General features: G+C 34.6%; 14 protein-coding genes and 4 tRNA genes. All 18 read right to left on the bottom strand.

All coding sequences use genetic code 11. The annotated features are described in order from the left end of the window. Positions 1-141: 141 nt before the first annotated feature. The gene (locus tag ACHZC3_RS00920) at positions 142-450 is read right to left on the bottom strand and encodes a DUF3467 domain-containing protein (protein WP_394757997.1); all 309 of its coding nucleotides are present in this window, start codon (positions 448-450) and stop codon (positions 142-144) included. Between the two features lie 98 nt (positions 451-548). Next, positions 549-4,874: a DNA-directed RNA polymerase subunit beta' gene (rpoC, locus tag ACHZC3_RS00915; RefSeq protein ID WP_394757996.1), complete on the bottom strand. Its 4,326-nt coding sequence runs from the start codon at positions 4,872-4,874 to the stop codon at positions 549-551. A 232-nt stretch (positions 4,875-5,106) separates the two neighbouring features. Further along, positions 5,107-8,919, bottom strand: a complete 3,813-nt coding sequence (gene rpoB / locus ACHZC3_RS00910; protein WP_394757995.1) for a DNA-directed RNA polymerase subunit beta — start codon at positions 8,917-8,919, stop codon at positions 5,107-5,109. 241 nt (positions 8,920-9,160) lie between these two features. After that, the gene (gene rplL, locus ACHZC3_RS00905; RefSeq protein WP_091473312.1) at positions 9,161-9,532 is read right to left on the bottom strand and encodes a 50S ribosomal protein L7/L12; all 372 of its coding nucleotides are present in this window, start codon (positions 9,530-9,532) and stop codon (positions 9,161-9,163) included. Between the two features lie 52 nt (positions 9,533-9,584). Next, complete coding sequence (gene rplJ, locus ACHZC3_RS00900) at positions 9,585-10,085, bottom strand: 50S ribosomal protein L10 (RefSeq protein WP_394757994.1); 501 nt, start codon at positions 10,083-10,085, stop codon at positions 9,585-9,587. Positions 10,086-10,090: 5 nt separating this feature from the next. Beyond that, positions 10,091-10,780, bottom strand: coding sequence for a 50S ribosomal protein L1 (rplA, locus tag ACHZC3_RS00895; RefSeq protein ID WP_091473316.1), 690 nt, complete (start codon positions 10,778-10,780; stop codon positions 10,091-10,093). A gap of 2 nt (positions 10,781-10,782) precedes the next feature. Beyond that, positions 10,783-11,226: a 50S ribosomal protein L11 gene (rplK, locus tag ACHZC3_RS00890; protein ID WP_394757993.1), complete on the bottom strand. Its 444-nt coding sequence runs from the start codon at positions 11,224-11,226 to the stop codon at positions 10,783-10,785. 62 nt (positions 11,227-11,288) lie between these two features. Beyond that, entirely contained in the window at positions 11,289-11,840 is a 552-nt protein-coding gene (nusG, locus tag ACHZC3_RS00885; RefSeq protein ID WP_394757992.1) for a transcription termination/antitermination protein NusG, read from the bottom strand. 10 nt (positions 11,841-11,850) lie between these two features. Then, complete coding sequence (gene secE / locus ACHZC3_RS00880; RefSeq protein WP_394757991.1) at positions 11,851-12,048, bottom strand: preprotein translocase subunit SecE; 198 nt, start codon at positions 12,046-12,048, stop codon at positions 11,851-11,853. 17 nt (positions 12,049-12,065) lie between these two features. Then, positions 12,066-12,136 (bottom strand) — tRNA-Trp (locus tag ACHZC3_RS00875). 60 nt (positions 12,137-12,196) lie between these two features. Beyond that, entirely contained in the window at positions 12,197-13,384 is a 1,188-nt protein-coding gene (tuf, locus tag ACHZC3_RS00870; protein ID WP_394757990.1) for an elongation factor Tu, read from the bottom strand. A 58-nt stretch (positions 13,385-13,442) separates the two neighbouring features. Continuing rightward, positions 13,443-13,514: transfer RNA gene (locus tag ACHZC3_RS00865), tRNA-Thr, on the bottom strand. 56 nt (positions 13,515-13,570) lie between these two features. Beyond that, positions 13,571-13,651, bottom strand: a tRNA-Tyr gene (locus tag ACHZC3_RS00860). 130 nt (positions 13,652-13,781) lie between these two features. Beyond that, positions 13,782-13,855, bottom strand: a tRNA-Thr gene (locus ACHZC3_RS00855). A gap of 88 nt (positions 13,856-13,943) precedes the next feature. Beyond that, on the bottom strand, positions 13,944-14,246 hold the full coding sequence (gene hpf / locus ACHZC3_RS00850) for a ribosome hibernation-promoting factor, HPF/YfiA family (protein WP_394757989.1): 303 nt from the start codon (positions 14,244-14,246) through the stop codon (positions 13,944-13,946). A gap of 30 nt (positions 14,247-14,276) precedes the next feature. Then, positions 14,277-15,170, bottom strand: coding sequence for a tyrosine-type recombinase/integrase (locus ACHZC3_RS00845; protein ID WP_394757988.1), 894 nt, complete (start codon positions 15,168-15,170; stop codon positions 14,277-14,279). A 125-nt stretch (positions 15,171-15,295) separates the two neighbouring features. Further along, positions 15,296-15,490 carry a 30S ribosomal protein S21 gene (gene rpsU, locus ACHZC3_RS00840; RefSeq protein WP_091473327.1) on the bottom strand — a complete coding sequence of 65 codons (195 nt, stop codon included), beginning with the start codon at positions 15,488-15,490 and terminating at the stop codon, positions 15,296-15,298. Positions 15,491-15,820: 330 nt separating this feature from the next. Beyond that, a complete protein-coding gene (locus ACHZC3_RS00835) occupies positions 15,821-16,990 on the bottom strand; it encodes an acyl-CoA dehydrogenase family protein (RefSeq protein ID WP_394757987.1) in 1,170 nt (389 codons plus the stop codon). Between the last annotated feature and the right edge of the window lie 53 nt (positions 16,991-17,043).

Here is a 17,043-nt window from a genome sequence, read left to right as displayed (position 1 = left end):
GACATACTGTAGTCTTTTTGAGTACGCTTTACATAGCGAGGTTCCTGGGTGTTTTCCATAACGATGAATTTATGTATCGCCATTTTAGGACAAGACATTTATTAAAAATAAAAAACCATTCGATAACGAATGGTTTTTTATTTATGCTTGCCCAGCAGCACCAAAATTAAGAGGAATGGCTGGTTGTTCTGATTCTACAATTTTTCCGTTTACACTTTCAAAACGTTGAATATTTTCAGCAATAGCTTTAACCAATCTTTTGGCATGTTGTGGCGTTAGTATAATCCTCGATTTTACTTTTGCTTTTGGCACACCTGGCATAATATTAACAAAATCTAATACAAATTCTGTATTTGAGTGGTTTATTATGGCAAGATTAGAATAAATTCCGTCAGCCGTCGCTTCATCTAATTCGATGTTTATTTGCCCTTGTTGGTTATTTTCATTCATTTTTTTATTTTTTAATTGGATTAAAACTAAAATCCTAACAACTCAATAAAGAGCTGTTAGGATTTATAAATATAATTAAGAATATTTAATTATTTGAATTAATAATTGAATTCTTCTTTTGCAACCATCAAATCATTGTATTCTTCTTTAGATCCTACAATTGTATTGTCATATTCTCTCATACCTGTACCAGCTGGGATTCTATGTCCTACAATTACATTTTCTTTAAGACCTTCTAAGTAATCTACTTTTCCTGCAACAGCAGCTTCGTTAAGCACTTTTGTAGTCTCTTGGAAAGAAGCCGCAGAGATAAACGATTTAGTTTGTAACGATGCTCTTGTAATACCTTGTAATACTGGAGTTGCCGTTGCTGTGATAACATCACGAGCTACAACTAAATTTTTATCTGTACGTTTCAACAATGAATTCTCATCACGCAATTCACGTGGAGAAATAATCTGACCCGCTTTTAAGTTACTAGAATCTCCAGCGTCTTCAACTACTTTCATTCCGTATAATTTATCGTTTTCTACGATAAAATCTTTAGTATGAATTAATTGATCTTCTAAGAATAAAGTATCTCCTGGATCTTGAACTCTTACCTTACGCATCATTTGACGTATTACTACTTCAAAGTGTTTGTCGTTGATTTTTACCCCTTGCAAACGGTATACTTCTTGAATTTCATTAACCAAATACTGTTGTACAGCTGCTGGCCCTTGAATTCTTAAGATATCATCCGGTGTAATTGCACCATCAGACAAAGGAACACCTGCTCTTACGAAGTCATTTTCTTGAACAAGAATTTGACTTGATAATTTTACTAAGTATTTCTTGATTTCACCAAATTTAGATTCGATAATAATCTCACGGTTACCTCTTTTAATTTTCCCAAAAGAAACAACACCATCTATTTCTGAAACTACTGCTGGGTTTGAAGGATTACGAGCTTCTAACAACTCTGTAATTCTTGGCAGACCTCCTGTAATATCCCCAGTTTTTGATGAACGACGTGGTATTTTTACTAAAATCTTACCTGCTTTAATTTTCTCACCATCATTTACCATAAGGTGGGCTCCTACTGGTAAGTTGTACGAACGAATTAGTTCGCCATCTTTTCCGTAGATTAATAAAGTAGGGATTAATTTTTTATTTCTTCCTTCAGAAATTACTTTTTCTTGGAAACCAGTTTGCTCATCGATTTCAACCATGAACGATTGTCCTTGCTCTAAATCTTCATAAGCAATTTTACCAGTAAACTCAGAAATAATAACTCCGTTATATGGATCCCATTTACAAATTACATCTCCTTTAGATACTGTTTGCCCATCAGTCACATAAATACTTGAACCGTAAGGAATATTGTTTGTAGCAAGAAGAATTCCAGTTTTTTGATCTATTAATTTCATTTCCGTAGAACGTGAAATCACAATATCAACCTCGTTACCTTCTCCATCTTCACCTTTAACGGTTTTAAGGTCTTCTATTTCTAAACGACCACCGAATTTTGCAACAATATTAGATTCTTCAGAAATACCTCCCGCAACCCCTCCAACGTGGAAGGTACGAAGTGTAAGCTGTGTACCTGGTTCTCCAATAGATTGTGCTGCAATTACTCCAACCGCTTCACCTCTTTGGGTCATTTTTCCAGTAGCTAAGTTACGTCCGTAACATTTAGCACAAATTCCTTTAGTAGCTTCACAAACAAGTGGAGAACGTACTTCTACTTTCTCTACTGGAGAAGCTTCAATAACTTTCATTATTGCTTCAGTAATTTGCTCTCCTGCGTGAACTAATATATCGTTAGTTAAAGGATTTACAACATCTTGTAAAACAACACGTCCTAAAATTCTTTCTCCTAAAGTTTCAACAATTTCTTCATTTTTCTTTAATGCAGAAACTTCTACACCTCTTAAGGTACCACAATCTTCAATGTTTACAATTACGTCTTGAGAAACGTCATGTAATCTACGAGTAAGGTAACCAGCATCTGCCGTTTTAAGAGCCGTATCCGCAAGACCTTTACGCGCACCGTGAGTAGAAATAAAGTACTCAAGGATAGAAAGACCTTCTTTAAAGTTAGAAAGAATCGGGTTTTCAATAATTTCACCACCACCAGCAGTTGATTTTTTAGGCTTAGCCATCAAACCACGCATACCCGTTAACTGACGAATTTGTTCTTTAGATCCCCTTGCTCCAGAGTCAAGCATCATATATACCGAGTTGAAACCTTGTTGGTCTTCACGGATATTTTTCATTGCTAATTCTGTTAATTGAGCATTGGCAGAAGTCCAGATATCAATAACTTGGTTGTAACGTTCGTTATTGGTAATAAGACCCATGTTATAGTTTCCAGAGATTCCTTCAACTTGTGCTCTTGCATCTGCAATAAGCTGCGTTTTTTGTTCTGGAATACGAATATCCCCAAGAGAGAATGACAAACCACCTTTGAAGGCAAATTTGTAACCCATATCTTTAATGTTATCAAGGAAAGCTGCCGTTGTAGGAACATTTGTTACTGCAAGGATTTTTCCAATAATATCACGTAGATTTTTCTTAGTTAATACATCATTTATATAACCAGCTGCTTCCGGCACTACTTCATTAAATAATACACGACCCGCAGTGGTTTGAATAATTTTATTTACTAATTCTCCTTCTTCGTTAAAATCTTTTGCTCTAATTTTAACACGAGCATTTAATTCCAATCTTCCTTCGTTTAAAGCAATATTTACTTCTTCAGCAGAATAGAAAACTAAATCTTGTCCTAAAATAATATGCTCTGGAGTCGAGATACGTTCTTTGGTCATATAATATAGACCCAAAACCATATCCTGAGAAGGTACAGTAACTGGTGCTCCATTTGCTGGATTCAAAATATTGTGAGAAGCCAACATTAACAATTGTGCTTCTAAAATAGCTTCTGGTCCTAATGGTAAGTGAACCGCCATCTGATCCCCATCAAAATCGGCATTAAATGCAGTACAAACTAAAGGGTGCAATTGGATTGCTTTTCCTTCAATTAATTTTGGTTGGAATGCTTGAATACCTAGTCTGTGTAATGTAGGAGCACGATTCAGTAATACTGGATGACCTTTAATTACATTTTCTAAAATATCCCAGACTACAGGCTCTTTTTTATCTATTATTTTCTTAGCCGACTTAACCGTTTTAACAATTCCTCTTTCGATTAATTTACGAATAACGAATGGTTTGTATAGTTCAGCAGCCATATCTTTTGGGATACCACATTCGAACAAACGTAATTCTGGCCCAACAACAATTACTGAACGAGCAGAATAATCGACACGTTTACCCAATAAGTTTTGACGGAAACGACCTTGTTTCCCTTTCAATGAATCAGAAAGAGATTTCAATGGTCTGTTAGATTCTGTTTTAACAGCAGATGCTTTACGCGTGTTGTCAAATAATGAATCTACAGATTCCTGTAACATACGTTTTTCGTTTCTCAAGATTACTTCTGGAGCTTTAATCTCCATTAATCTTTTCAAACGATTATTACGGATAATTACACGACGGTATAAATCATTTAAATCTGAAGTTGCAAAACGACCTCCATCAAGAGGCACAAGCGGACGTAATTCTGGCGGAATAACTGGAACCACTTTCATAATCATCCATTCTGGTCGATTTTCACGGTTTAAGTTAGATTCACGGAAAGACTCAACAACTTGTAATCTTTTTAAAGCTTCAGTTTTTCTTTGTTTTGATGTTTCATTGTTTGCATTGTGACGCAATTCGTAAGAAAGTGCATCCAAATCAATACGAGCTAATAAATCCATAATACACTCTGCTCCCATTTTGGCAACAAATTTATTAGGATCAAAATCATCTAAGTATTGATTATCTGCTGGTAAAGTATCAAGAATATTTAAATATTCTTCTTCTGTTAAGAAATCTAATCTTTTAATGGATTCTCCTTCTGCATTTTGCGCGATACCTGCTTGAATTACTACGTATCTTTCGTAGTAAATAATCATATCTAATTTCTTAGATGGCAATCCAAGTATGTAACCAATTTTGTTTGGAAGTGAACGGAAGTACCAGATATGAGCAATTGGCACAACAAGGTTGATATGTCCTACTCTATCACGACGTACTTTTTTCTCAGTAACTTCTACACCACAACGGTCACAAACGATTCCTTTGTATCGGATTCTTTTGTATTTTCCACAAGCACATTCGAAATCTTTTACTGGTCCGAAAATTCGTTCGCAGAAAAGACCATCACGCTCTGGTTTATGAGTACGGTAGTTAATAGTTTCTGGCTTTAACACCTCTCCTCTTGACTCTGCCAAGATAGATTCTGGTGAAGCTAATCCTATAGAGATTTTGTTGAATCTTTTTACAGGATTCTTATCTCTATTATTATTGTTACTAGTATTATTTCTATTATTCATCATAGTTTTTACTATTGATTTATTTGCAATTAAAAATTGATTTTAGATTGATGATTAAATTCATTTCCTCTATTACCTCGGATTACTTCTCTAAACTTCAAATAAATTTTGAAGTGCTAATTATTAAGTATTAATAAAAAATCGGAACGGATTACGGGTATAAATCCTAAAAACCTTTATAAATGCCAAAGTAGAGCCGTTACATTGAACGCCTCTACCAGTGACAAATTATTATTTATTCTTCTAAACGAATGTCTAATCCAAGACCTTTTAGTTCATGCATTAATACATTGAACGATTCAGGTAATCCTGGTTCTGGCATAGATTCTCCCTTAACGATAGCTTCGTAAGTTTTTGCTCTACCAATAACATCATCAGATTTTACTGTCAAAATTTCACGTAGTGTACTTGACGCTCCATAAGCTTCAAGTGCCCAAACCTCCATCTCTCCAAAACGCTGACCTCCAAATTGAGCTTTACCACCCAATGGTTGTTGCGTAATAAGTGAGTATGGTCCGATTGAACGTGCGTGCATTTTGTCATCAACCATATGTCCAAGTTTCAACATATAGATTACTCCAACTGTTGCTGCTTGGTGGAAACGTTCTCCTGTACCACCATCATAAAGATGTGTGTGTCCGAAACGTGGAACTCCAGCTTCGTCAGTTATTTCGTTAATTTGGTCTAATGATGCTCCGTCGAAAATTGGTGTTGCATATTTGCGACCCAAGTTTTGTCCTGCCCATCCTAGAACAGTTTCGTATATCTGACCAATGTTCATACGAGAAGGTACTCCAAGTGGATTCAATACGATATCTACTGGTGTTCCGTCTTCAAGGAAAGGCATATCTTCGTGACGCACAATACGTGCAACGATTCCCTTATTTCCGTGACGACCCGCCATTTTATCTCCAACTTTCAACTTACGTTTTTTGGCGATATAAACTTTGGCTAATTTCAAGATTCCTGCTGGCAATTCATCTCCAACTGTAATCGTAAATTTTTCTCTTCTTAATGCACCTTGAAGGTCATTCAACTTAATTTTGTAGTTATGGATTAAGTCATTCACCATTTTATTGGTTTCATCGTCAGCAACCCATTGACCTCTTGTTAAGTGAGCGAAATCTTCAACAGCATATAACATTTTTTGAGTATATTTTTTACCTTTTGGTAAAACTTCTTCACCCAAATCGTTCATTACACCTTGCGATGTTTTTCCGTTTACGATTGTAAATAATTTTTCAACTAATTTGTCTTTTAATTCAACAAATTTAGTTTCAAAATCCATCTCAAGTTCAGTTAAAGCGTCTTTGTCTTGTGTACGTTTACGTTTGTCTTTTACTGCTCTTGCGAATAATTTTTTATCTAAAACAACACCATGAAGTGATGGAGAGGCTTTTAACGAAGCGTCTTTTACATCACCAGCTTTGTCTCCGAAGATTGCACGAAGCAATTTCTCTTCTGGAGTTGGATCTGATTCTCCTTTTGGTGTAATTTTTCCAATTAGAATATCGCCAGGTTTAACTTCAGCTCCAATTCTAATCATTCCATTTTCATCTAAATCTTTTGTAGCTTCTTCAGAAACGTTAGGAATATCATTAGTTAACTCTTCGTTACCTAATTTTGTATCTCTAACTTCTAATGAATAATCATCTACGTGGATTGATGTAAATATATCATCACGAACTACTTTTTCAGAAATTACAATTGCATCCTCGAAGTTATACCCTTTCCAAGGCATAAATGCTACTTTTAGATTACGACCTAAAGCTAACTCTCCGTTTTGCGTTGCATATCCTTCACAAAGCACTTGACCTTTTATTACTTTATCACCTTTTCTTACGATAGGTTTCAAGTTAATAGAAGTACTTTGATTTGTTTTTCTAAATTTAATTAACTGATATGTTTTCTCATCAGATTCGAAACTTACTGCTCTTTCGGCATCCGTTCTTTCATATTTGATGGTAATCATATTAGCATCTACATATTCAACAACTCCAGTTCCTTCAGCATTTATTAACACTCTAGAATCTGAAGCTACTTGACGCTCTAAACCAGTTCCTACAATTGGTGCTTCAGGGCGTAATAATGGTACAGCCTGACGCATCATGTTAGATCCCATCAAGGCTCTATTCGCATCATCATGTTCCAAGAAAGGAATTAATGAAGCCGAAATCGAAGCGATTTGATTAGGCGCAACGTCTGTATAATGAACAGCAGTTGGATCGATTACTGGGAAATCACCTTCTTGACGTGCAATAACGTTATCAGCAGTAATTTTTCCAGAAGCATCCATTTGAATGTTTGCTTGCGCAATTAACATTCCTTCTTCTTCTTCAGCACTTAAATAAACTGGTGTAGAAACTAAATCTACAACACCATTTGTTACTTTACGGTACGGAGTTTCGATGAAACCCATTCCGTTTACTTTTGCATAAACACCTAAAGATGAAATTAATCCAATGTTTGGTCCCTCAGGAGTTTCAATTGGACAAAGTCTTCCGTAGTGTGTGTAGTGAACGTCACGTACCTCAAAACCAGCTCTTTCACGAGAAAGACCACCTGGTCCTAGGGCAGATAAACGACGCTTGTGCGTTATTTCAGCTAATGGATTCGTTTGATCCATAAATTGAGACAACTGGTTTGTACCAAAGAAAGAGTTGATTACCGATGATAATGTTTTAGCATTTATCAAATCAATAGGTGTAAACACCTCGTTATCTCTAACGTTCATTCTCTCACGAATGGTTCTTGCCATACGAGCCAAACCAACTCCAAATTGCTGAGATAATTGCTCACCTACAGTTCTTACACGACGGTTTGATAAGTGATCAATATCATCAATATCTGCTTTCGCATTGATTAATTCAATCAAATATTTCACTATAGTTATGATATCTTCTTTGGTAAGCACTTGCTTTTCCATTGGAGTATCTAAACCTAATTTTTTGTTTATTCTATAACGACCTACTTCACCTAAGTTGTAACGTTGATCAGAGAAGAATAATTTATCTATAATACCACGAGCAGTTTCTTCATCAGGCGGTTCTGCATTACGCAATTGTCTGTAGATATGCTCAACGGCTTCTTTTTCAGAATTTGTTGGATCTTTTTGTAATGTATTGTGAATGATAGAGTAATCAACAACATTATTATCTTCCTTGTGTAACAAGATAGATTTTACGTTAGATTCTACGATTTCTTCTACATTATCTTTATCTAAAATCGTATCACGATCTAAGATGATTTCATTTCTTTCGATAGAAACTACTTCACCAGTATCTTCATCTACGAAATCTTCATGCCATGTATTTAATACACGAGCGGCCAGCTTTCTTCCAATATATTTTTTAAGCCCAGTTTTAGAAACTTTAATTTCTTCAGCAAGGTCAAAAATTTCAAGGATATCTTTATCACTTTGGAAACCGATTGCACGGAATAAAGTGGTAACAGGTAATTTTTTCTTTCTATCGATATAAGCATACATAACGCTGTTGATATCGGTAGCAAATTCTATCCATGATCCTTTGAAAGGGATTACACGAGCAGAATATAATTTTGTTCCATTTGCATGGAATGATTGACCAAAGAAAACACCAGGAGAACGGTGAAGTTGGGAAACAACAACACGTTCAGCACCATTAATAACGAAAGTTCCGCTAGGTGTCATATAAGGAATAGTTCCAAGATAAACATCTTGTACTATAGTTTCAAAATCTTCATGTTCTGGATCTGTACAATATAGTTTTAAACGTGCTTTTAGTGGCACACTATAGGTAAGACCTCTTTCTATACATTCTTGAATTGTATAACGAGGTGGATCTACAAAATAATCAATAAACTCCAATACAAAGTTATTTCTAGTATCTGTAATTGGAAAGTTTTCCATGAAGGTATTGTAAAGCCCTTCGTTGCCTCTTTCGTCAGATTTCGTTTCTAATTGAAAGAAATCTTGAAAAGATTTAACCTGAACATCTAGAAAATCTGGATATGCAGGAATATTTTTTGTTGAGGCAAAATTCAATCTTTCGGTCTGATTTGTTATCATCAATGGACAAAATTTTGATTAAAAAAAAGTAATTGTTTGTGTATAAAACACTGTATAATTTGTACTTTTCCTTTTTAAAACAATACATCTTTAAAAATAAACCAGGAAAATTTAGTTGATTTTTTTCTTCGTATTGATTAAAAGCTTTTTCGTATTTTATATAATTTTATTATACGAAAAATGGTTTAGGTCATTGGACATCACGTCCAAGACCTAAACCTGTTTCAAAAACTATGTTGTACTATTTAAGCTCAACAACAGCTCCTGCTTCTTCTAAAGATTTTTTAAGACCTTCAGCCTCATCTTTAGAAACACCTTCTTTTACATTAGATGGTGCAGCATCAACTAAATCTTTAGCTTCTTTAAGACCTAAACCTGTTAGTTCTTTAACCGCTTTTACTACTGCTAATTTAGAAGCACCAGCTTCTTTAAGAACAACTGTAAATTCTGTTTGAGCTTCTTCAGCACCAGCGTCTCCACCACCTGCTGACATTACTACTGCAGCTGCAGCTGGCTCAATACCATACTCGTCTTTTAATATTGTTGCTAAATCATTAACTTCTTTTACTGTTAAGTTAACTAATTGTTCTGCGAATTGTTTCAAATCTGCCATTTGTACTATCTTTAAATGATTTGTAATTTATTTTAATTTATTGTGCGCTAATTTATTCTGCTGCTTCGCCTTTAGATTCTGCATGGTTTAATAATGCAGCGATCACGCGCTTAGCAGGAGATTGAAGTAATCCGATGATTTCACCGATAACTTCGTCTCTTGATTTAAGGTTTACTAACGAATCAAGTAAATTGTCTCCAATATAAATTTCGTCGTTAATGTAAGCTCCTTTTAAAAGAGGTTTGTCTGATTTCTTACGGAAATCTTTGATTATTTTTGCAGGACCATTGGCCACATCTGCAATAAAAATTGAAGAATTTCCTTTTAAAGTCAATGGTAAATCACCAAAGTTTTTATCAGATGCTTCCATTGCTTTAACAAGCAATGTATTTTTTACAACTTCTAATTTGATACCTGCTTTAAAACAAGCTCTTCTTAGGTTTGAAGTAGTTTCTGCATTTAATCCAGAAATATCTGCTACATATAAAATGTTTGTACCAGCTAACTGTGCAGTTAAATCTCCAATAGCGATTGATTTTTCTTCTCTTGTCATATCAATTATACAGCTTTAGGATCTAAAGCAATAGCTGGACTCATTGTACTTGTCAAGTGAATAGACTTGATGTAAGTACCTTTTGCAGCAGTTGGCTTTAATTTGATTAATGTTTGAATGATTTCGTGTGCATTTTCAGTTATTTTGTCAGCATCGAAAGAAATTCTTCCAATACCAGCATGCACGATACCAGTTTTATCTACTTTAAAGTCGATTTTACCCGCTTTAATTTCTGCTACTGCTTTACCAATTTCCATGGTTACAGTACCAGTTTTAGGGTTTGGCATTAAACCACGTGGTCCTAATATACGACCTAATGGACCTAATTTACCCATAACAGCTGGCATAGTAACGATAACGTCAACATCCGTCCAACCATCTTTTATTTTTTGTAAATAATCATCTAAACCTACATGATCCGCTCCCGCTTCTCTAGCTTCAGCTTCCTTATCTGGAGTTACTAATGCTAAAACTCTCATGTTTTTTCCAGTTCCGTGAGGTAATGCAACCACACCACGTACCATTTGATTCGCTTTTCTTGGATCTACTCCTAGTTTTACAGCGATATCAACTGACTCATCAAACTTTGCTGAAGCAATTTGTTTGATTAATACTGAAGCGTCTTTTAAAGAATATAATTTATTCTTTTCAATTTTCGAAACAGCTTCTTTTTGTTTTTTTGTCAATTTTGCCATATCTATTTTTTTAGAGGAGAATCTCCAGTTACAGTTATACCCATAGATCTAGCCGTTCCTGCGATCATACTCATTGCAGATTCGATTGTGAATGCATTTAAATCGACCATCTTGTCTTCAGCAATACCTTTAATCACATCCCAAGTAACAGAAGCTACTTTTTTACGATTAGGCTCACCTGAACCAGATTTTAATTTTGCAGCATCCATTAATTGAACTGCAGCTGGTGGAGTTTTTACAACAAAATCAAATGATTTGTCTTTATATACAGTGATTTGCACTGGACATATTTTGCCGGGTTTATCTTGAGTTCTAGCATTAAATTGCTTACAGAATTCCATGATGTTAACTCCAGCAGCTCCCAAAGCAGGTCCAACCGGTGGCGACGGGTTCGCAGCACCTCCCTTAACTTGTAGTTTAACTACTTTACTAACTTCTTTAGCCATTTTTTAAAATTTTACATTAATCATTGGAAGCGATTAATGCGGGTTTATATATGTAACAAAAATTATACTTTTTCTACTTGCATAAAGCTTAATTCTAATGGTGTTTTTCTTCCGAAAATTTTAACCATTACTTCAAGTTTACGCTTTTCTTCATTTATTTTCTCAACAGTACCGTTGAATCCGTTAAATGGTCCGTCTGTAACTTTTATAGTTTCACCAATTGTAAATGGTATTGAACTATGATCTGCAGTTACTGCTAACTCATCTACTTTTCCTAACATTCTATTCACTTCAGACATACGCAAAGGAACAGGATCTCCTCCTTTTACTTCGCCTAAAAAACCAATTACACTTGTAATAGATTTAATAATATGCGTAATTTCTCCTGCCAAGTTAGCTTCAATCATAACGTAACCAGAAAAATAAACTTTATCTTTTATTATCTTTTTACCTTCTTTAACTGTAACTACTTTTTCTGTAGGCACAAGAACTTGAGAAACGTAATCAGTTAAACCAAGTCTATTAATTTCAGCTTCAATATAAGCTTTTACCTTATTCTCTTGTCCACTTACGGCTCTTACAACATACCATTTTTTTACATTAACATCTGCCATGAGGTAATTTTTAAGATTTTATCCAATTAAAAAAACCACCAATAGATTTTGCAAAAAGAGTATCAACACCCCAAGTAGCAAGCGAGAATACTACTGAAAAAATAGCTACTATAATAGCATATTTTTGCACGTCTTCCCAACTTGGCCATGAGACATTAGATTTTAGCTCTTCAAAAGCTTCTGATATATAATTAACAACTTTAGTCATTCTATTTATTTTTTTTGCACGGGCGGAGGGATTCGAACCCCCATCAACGGTTTTGGAGACCGCTATTCTACCCTTGAACTACGCCCGTTTGTTAAAAAACCAGTATCGCCTTGAGACGATACTGGGTTTTATTTATTTAAAAATATACTTATTCAGTAATTTCAGTAACCTGTCCAGCACCTACTGTTCTACCACCTTCACGGATAGCGAAACGTAAACCAACGCTCATTGCAATTGGGCTTAACAAAGTAACGTCGATAGTTAAGTTATCACCTGGCATAACCATTTCAACTCCTGTAGGCAACATGATTACTCCTGTTACGTCAGTTGTACGTACGTAAAACTGTGGACGGTAGTTGTTATGGAATGGTGTGTGACGACCACCTTCTTCTTTTTTCAAGATATAAACCTCAGCTTTAAATTTAGCGTGTGGTTTTACAGATCCTGGCTTAATGATAACCATTCCTCTTTTAATATCTTCTTTTGCAACACCTCTTAACAAGATACCTGCATTATCTCCAGCCTCACCTCTATCAAGGATTTGACGGAACATTTCGATACCAGTTACTGTAGAAGTTAATTTCTCAGCACCCATACCAATGATTTCAACCGGATCTCCTGTATTACAGATACCTGTTTCGATACGTCCTGTAGCAACAGTTCCACGACCAGTAATTGTAAATACATCTTCAACCGGCATCAAGAATGGTTTTTCAGTATCACGGATTGGCTCTTCGATCCAAGAATCACAAGCTTCCATTAATTCTATAATTTTAGGAACCCAAGCAGGATCGTTATTTAATCCTCCTAAAGCTGAACCTTGAACTACAGGACCATTATCTCCATCATATTCGTAGAAAGATAATAAATCTCTGATTTCCATTTCAACTAATACTAATAACTCAGCATCATCAACCATATCCACTTTATTCATGAATACTACCATTCTAGGAATACCAACCTGGCGACCTAAAAGGATGTGCTCACGTGTTTGCGGCATTGGTCCGTCAGTTGCAGCAACAACAAGGATAGCACCGTCCATTTGAGCAGCACCAGTAACCATGTTTTTTACGTAATCCGCGTGACCTGGACAGTCAACGTGTGCGTAGTGACGGTTAGCCGTTTCATACTCTACGTGTGAAGTATTAATTGTAATACCTCTTTCTTTTTCTTCTGGAGCATTATCAATTTGATCAAATGATTTTGCTTGACAGTAACCAGCATCAGATAACACTTTTGTGATTGCTGCTGTTAAAGTAGTTTTACCGTGATCTACGTGTCCGATCGTACCAATATTTAAGTGCGGTTTCGAACGGTTAAAGGTTTCTTTTGCCATTTTACTTAGTTTTTAATCTTTAATTATAATATATTAGTGTTCAAATTTTACAATTTTGAGCCAACTACGGGAATTGAACCCGTGACCTCTTCCTTACCAAGGAAGCACTCTACCCCTGAGCTAAGTCGGCAGAATCCTTGATTTCAGAGCTTAAACTTTAGATTAAAAACCTAAAGTCTCGACTTGTGGGGAGAGCAGGATTCGAACCTGCGAAGTTTACACAGCAGATTTACAGTCTGCCCTCGTTGGCCGCTTGAGTATCTCCCCAGACAATTTATGATTTTAGAATTATGATTTTAGATTAAAATCAAAAAACCAATATCTTCATCACAAATCAAACCTTTTTCATTTTCGCACAAAAATCTGAAATCTAAATTCAGAAATCTAAATTAATTAGAGCCGGCGGAGGGACTCGAACCCACGACCTGCTGATTACAAATCAGCTGCTCTAGCCAACTGAGCTACGCTGGCGAATCAATAAAAAAAGTCCGCTATTTCTAACGGACTGCAAATGTATGTATTTTATTTATTAATCAAAACTTTTTCTATAAAAAATTATTTAAATATGAGCTCTGATTTTTTCTTTCCTTTTTAAAAGTAATCTTTCTAGAGATTCTGAAGCTAATTCGACTCCTTCTTCAAATGTTTTACATTGCTTTTTTACTATAAATTCATCTCCAGGAACTATGATTTTTGCCTCCACCATTTTATTCTCTTTGTCACTGGTTTTTTCAACTTTTAAAAAAACATCATACGACACAACCTTATCGTAAAATTTTTCTAATTTATTCATTCTTTCTTCAACAAAATCTACTAATTTTTTATCAATGTTAAAATTGACTGCATGAACATTTACCTTCATAATTTAAAATTTTGGTTAAACATAACGAACTCATTTTTGGTTTCGAGGGTGTGCGTTCCGATATACATTTTTAAGTTCTTCTAAACTTGAGTGTGTATAAACTTGTGTTGACGCGAGACTCGAGTGACCTAACAACTCTTTAATAGAATTTAAATCCGCTCCGTGATTTAGCATGTGAGTTGCAAATGTATGTCGAAGCATGTGCGGACTTTTTTTTACTTTCTCGGAAACATTACTAAAGTAATCATTTATTAATCGATAGACAAACGTTTCGTTGAGTTTATTTCCATTTGACAACAAAAATAAAAAATTCTCATCATTAATTATCGTAAGAGCTTTTCTGTCAGCAATATACGCTTTAATCTGTTCCGCAATAATTAACAACAACGGAATAATTCTTTCTTTATTTCTTTTTCCTATGACTTTTATAGTTCCGTTTATAAGATCTACATTGTTTATTTGTAAGCTAATAAGCTCGGAACGACGAATTCCTGTGGTGTAAAACAAATCTATTATTAGTTTATCTCGCAATCCTTCAAATCCTTCTTTATAATGTATCTGATTTAAAACCTTATTCAATTCGTCTTCAGAAAATGGGATTTGAATTTTTTTAGGCGTTTTGAGCGCTTTGTGTTTTGCGAGTGGATTTATTTCTATTTGTTTGGTTTTTAATAGAAATTTATAAAAAGCTTTTAGCGAGGCAATTTTTCGATTTACTGATGTATTGCTCATTTCTGCATCGACCATTAAAACTATCCAGCTTCTTATTAAGGTATAAGAAACTTCTTCAAGTGAAGTGTTGTCAAAATTAGTTTCAAGAAATTTTTGAAAAAACTGCAAATCCTTACCATAAGCCAAAGCTGTGTGCACTGAATAGTTTTTTTCTTTGAGTAAGTAATCTTGAAATTTTTGTTGGTTGCTCATTTACTAAAATTAAAAATCTTTTCGACTCCGCTAAGACATACAAAAGTTTAGACCATAAAAAAATCGTTAGTATAAAAGTACTAAACTTCTATTACTAACGATTTATATTTTAGGAAAATTATTTACTAACTTTCTAAGTTCTCTCTCATGTTTTGAACATAAGCTGCTTTTTGAACCATTGCTCTGTTTATAACAGATGGTTTAATGAACGCTTGACGTTTTCTTAGTTGTCTTACGACTCCTGTTTTGTCAAATTTTCTTTTATAGCGCTTTAATGCTCTATCGATATTTTCTCCGTCTTTAATTGGTATAATTAACATAATATAGACACCTCCTCTCGTTAAGGGTGCAAAAGTATGTATTTATTTTTAATTATGAATTATAAATTATGAATTATTTTATTTTTTCGCTTTTTAGCCCTGATTACAGTGGAAAGCTTTTGCAGTTTATATGCATTTTTTCTTGACAGAAAAGAGCGACCAAAGGAAGCTCCTTTTGTGACTTAGAAAAAAGCAAGTAAACAAAAAACTTGTAACGGAAAGCAGGAATAGCTTCTAATAAAAAAACCAAGTTACAATTTCTTGTTTCTTGGTTTTTTTATATGATTTGCTTCTCCCGAAGTTTCAGCACAACTCAGCGTGACAAAATTATTATTTTACAGCTGGTTTATAATTTTGTTTGTCGATTATCATTTTCGATAAAATCTCTTTCATGATTTCGGAAGTACCACCACCAATAGGTCCTAAACGGCTATCACGTGATAATCTTGCTAACGGATATTCTTCCATATAACCATAACCGCCTAGCATTTGCAAACAATCATAAATACATTGATCAGCCACTTTAGTCGATTTTAATTTGGCCATTGTTGCTTCTTTTACAACATATTCGCCTTTGTCTAATCGAGCTATTGCTGTATAATTAAACACTTTAATATGTTCTACTTCTGTAGCATGCTCGACCATGGTATGGCGCAATGCTTGAAATTTATCTAACGATTTTCCAAATGCCTCACGTTCTGACATGTAACCTAAAGTATAGTCTATTGCATATTCAGCACGTGCATGTGCATTTATTGCCATGATTAATCTTTCTAAAGCAAAATGTTGCATGATATAAGGAACTCGTGTTGCTTCTTCTCCCATTAAATTTTCTTCAGCAATTTCTACATTATCAAAAGCTAATTCTGCAGTATCTGAAGCTCTCCAGCCTAATTTATCCAATTTTGTAGCAGAAATTCCTGGTGTTTTAGCATCTACAAGAAACATACTAATCCCTTTGTTTCCAAGCTCTGGACTTGTTTTTGCAGCAACTACATAGTAATCTGCATAAACGCCATTTGTAATAAATGTTTTAGAACCAGTAATAACATATTTATTTCCTTTTTTTACAGCCGTAGTTCGCATTCCTGCCACATCGCTTCCACCGAAAGGCTCTGTAATACATAAAGCGCCTATTTTGTCTCCAGCAATACTTGGCACTAAATAGTCTTGTTTAATACGTTCGTCTCCTTCTGCATTTAAATGTGTCATCGCTAAATAAGCGTGTGCCCACATGGCAGCAGCAAAGCCAGAAGATTTTATTTTTTGGAGTTCTTCTAAAAAAATAACAGTATAAAACAAATCTAAATTTAATCCGCCGTAAGCTTCTGGATATGCGATTCCGAAAAAGCCCATATCTCCAAATTTTTTCCAAATAAAGCGTTCGATTGTACCTGTTTTTTCCCATTTTTCGATATGAGGCACAACTTCTTTATGCAAAAAATCTTGCAAACTTTTTCTAAATAATTGATGATCTTCTGTAAAGTATGTTGTATTCATATTATTGATACCGTATGGGTTTTTTTTATATTTTTTTATTTTATTTTAGAATT

Source organism: Flavobacterium sp., assembly GCF_043720215.1.
In the GTDB taxonomy this organism is placed as follows: Bacteria; Bacteroidota; Bacteroidia; order Flavobacteriales; family Flavobacteriaceae; genus Flavobacterium.
Note: the sequence above shows the minus strand (reverse complement) of the source record. Positions and strands in the feature narration are given on the sequence as shown.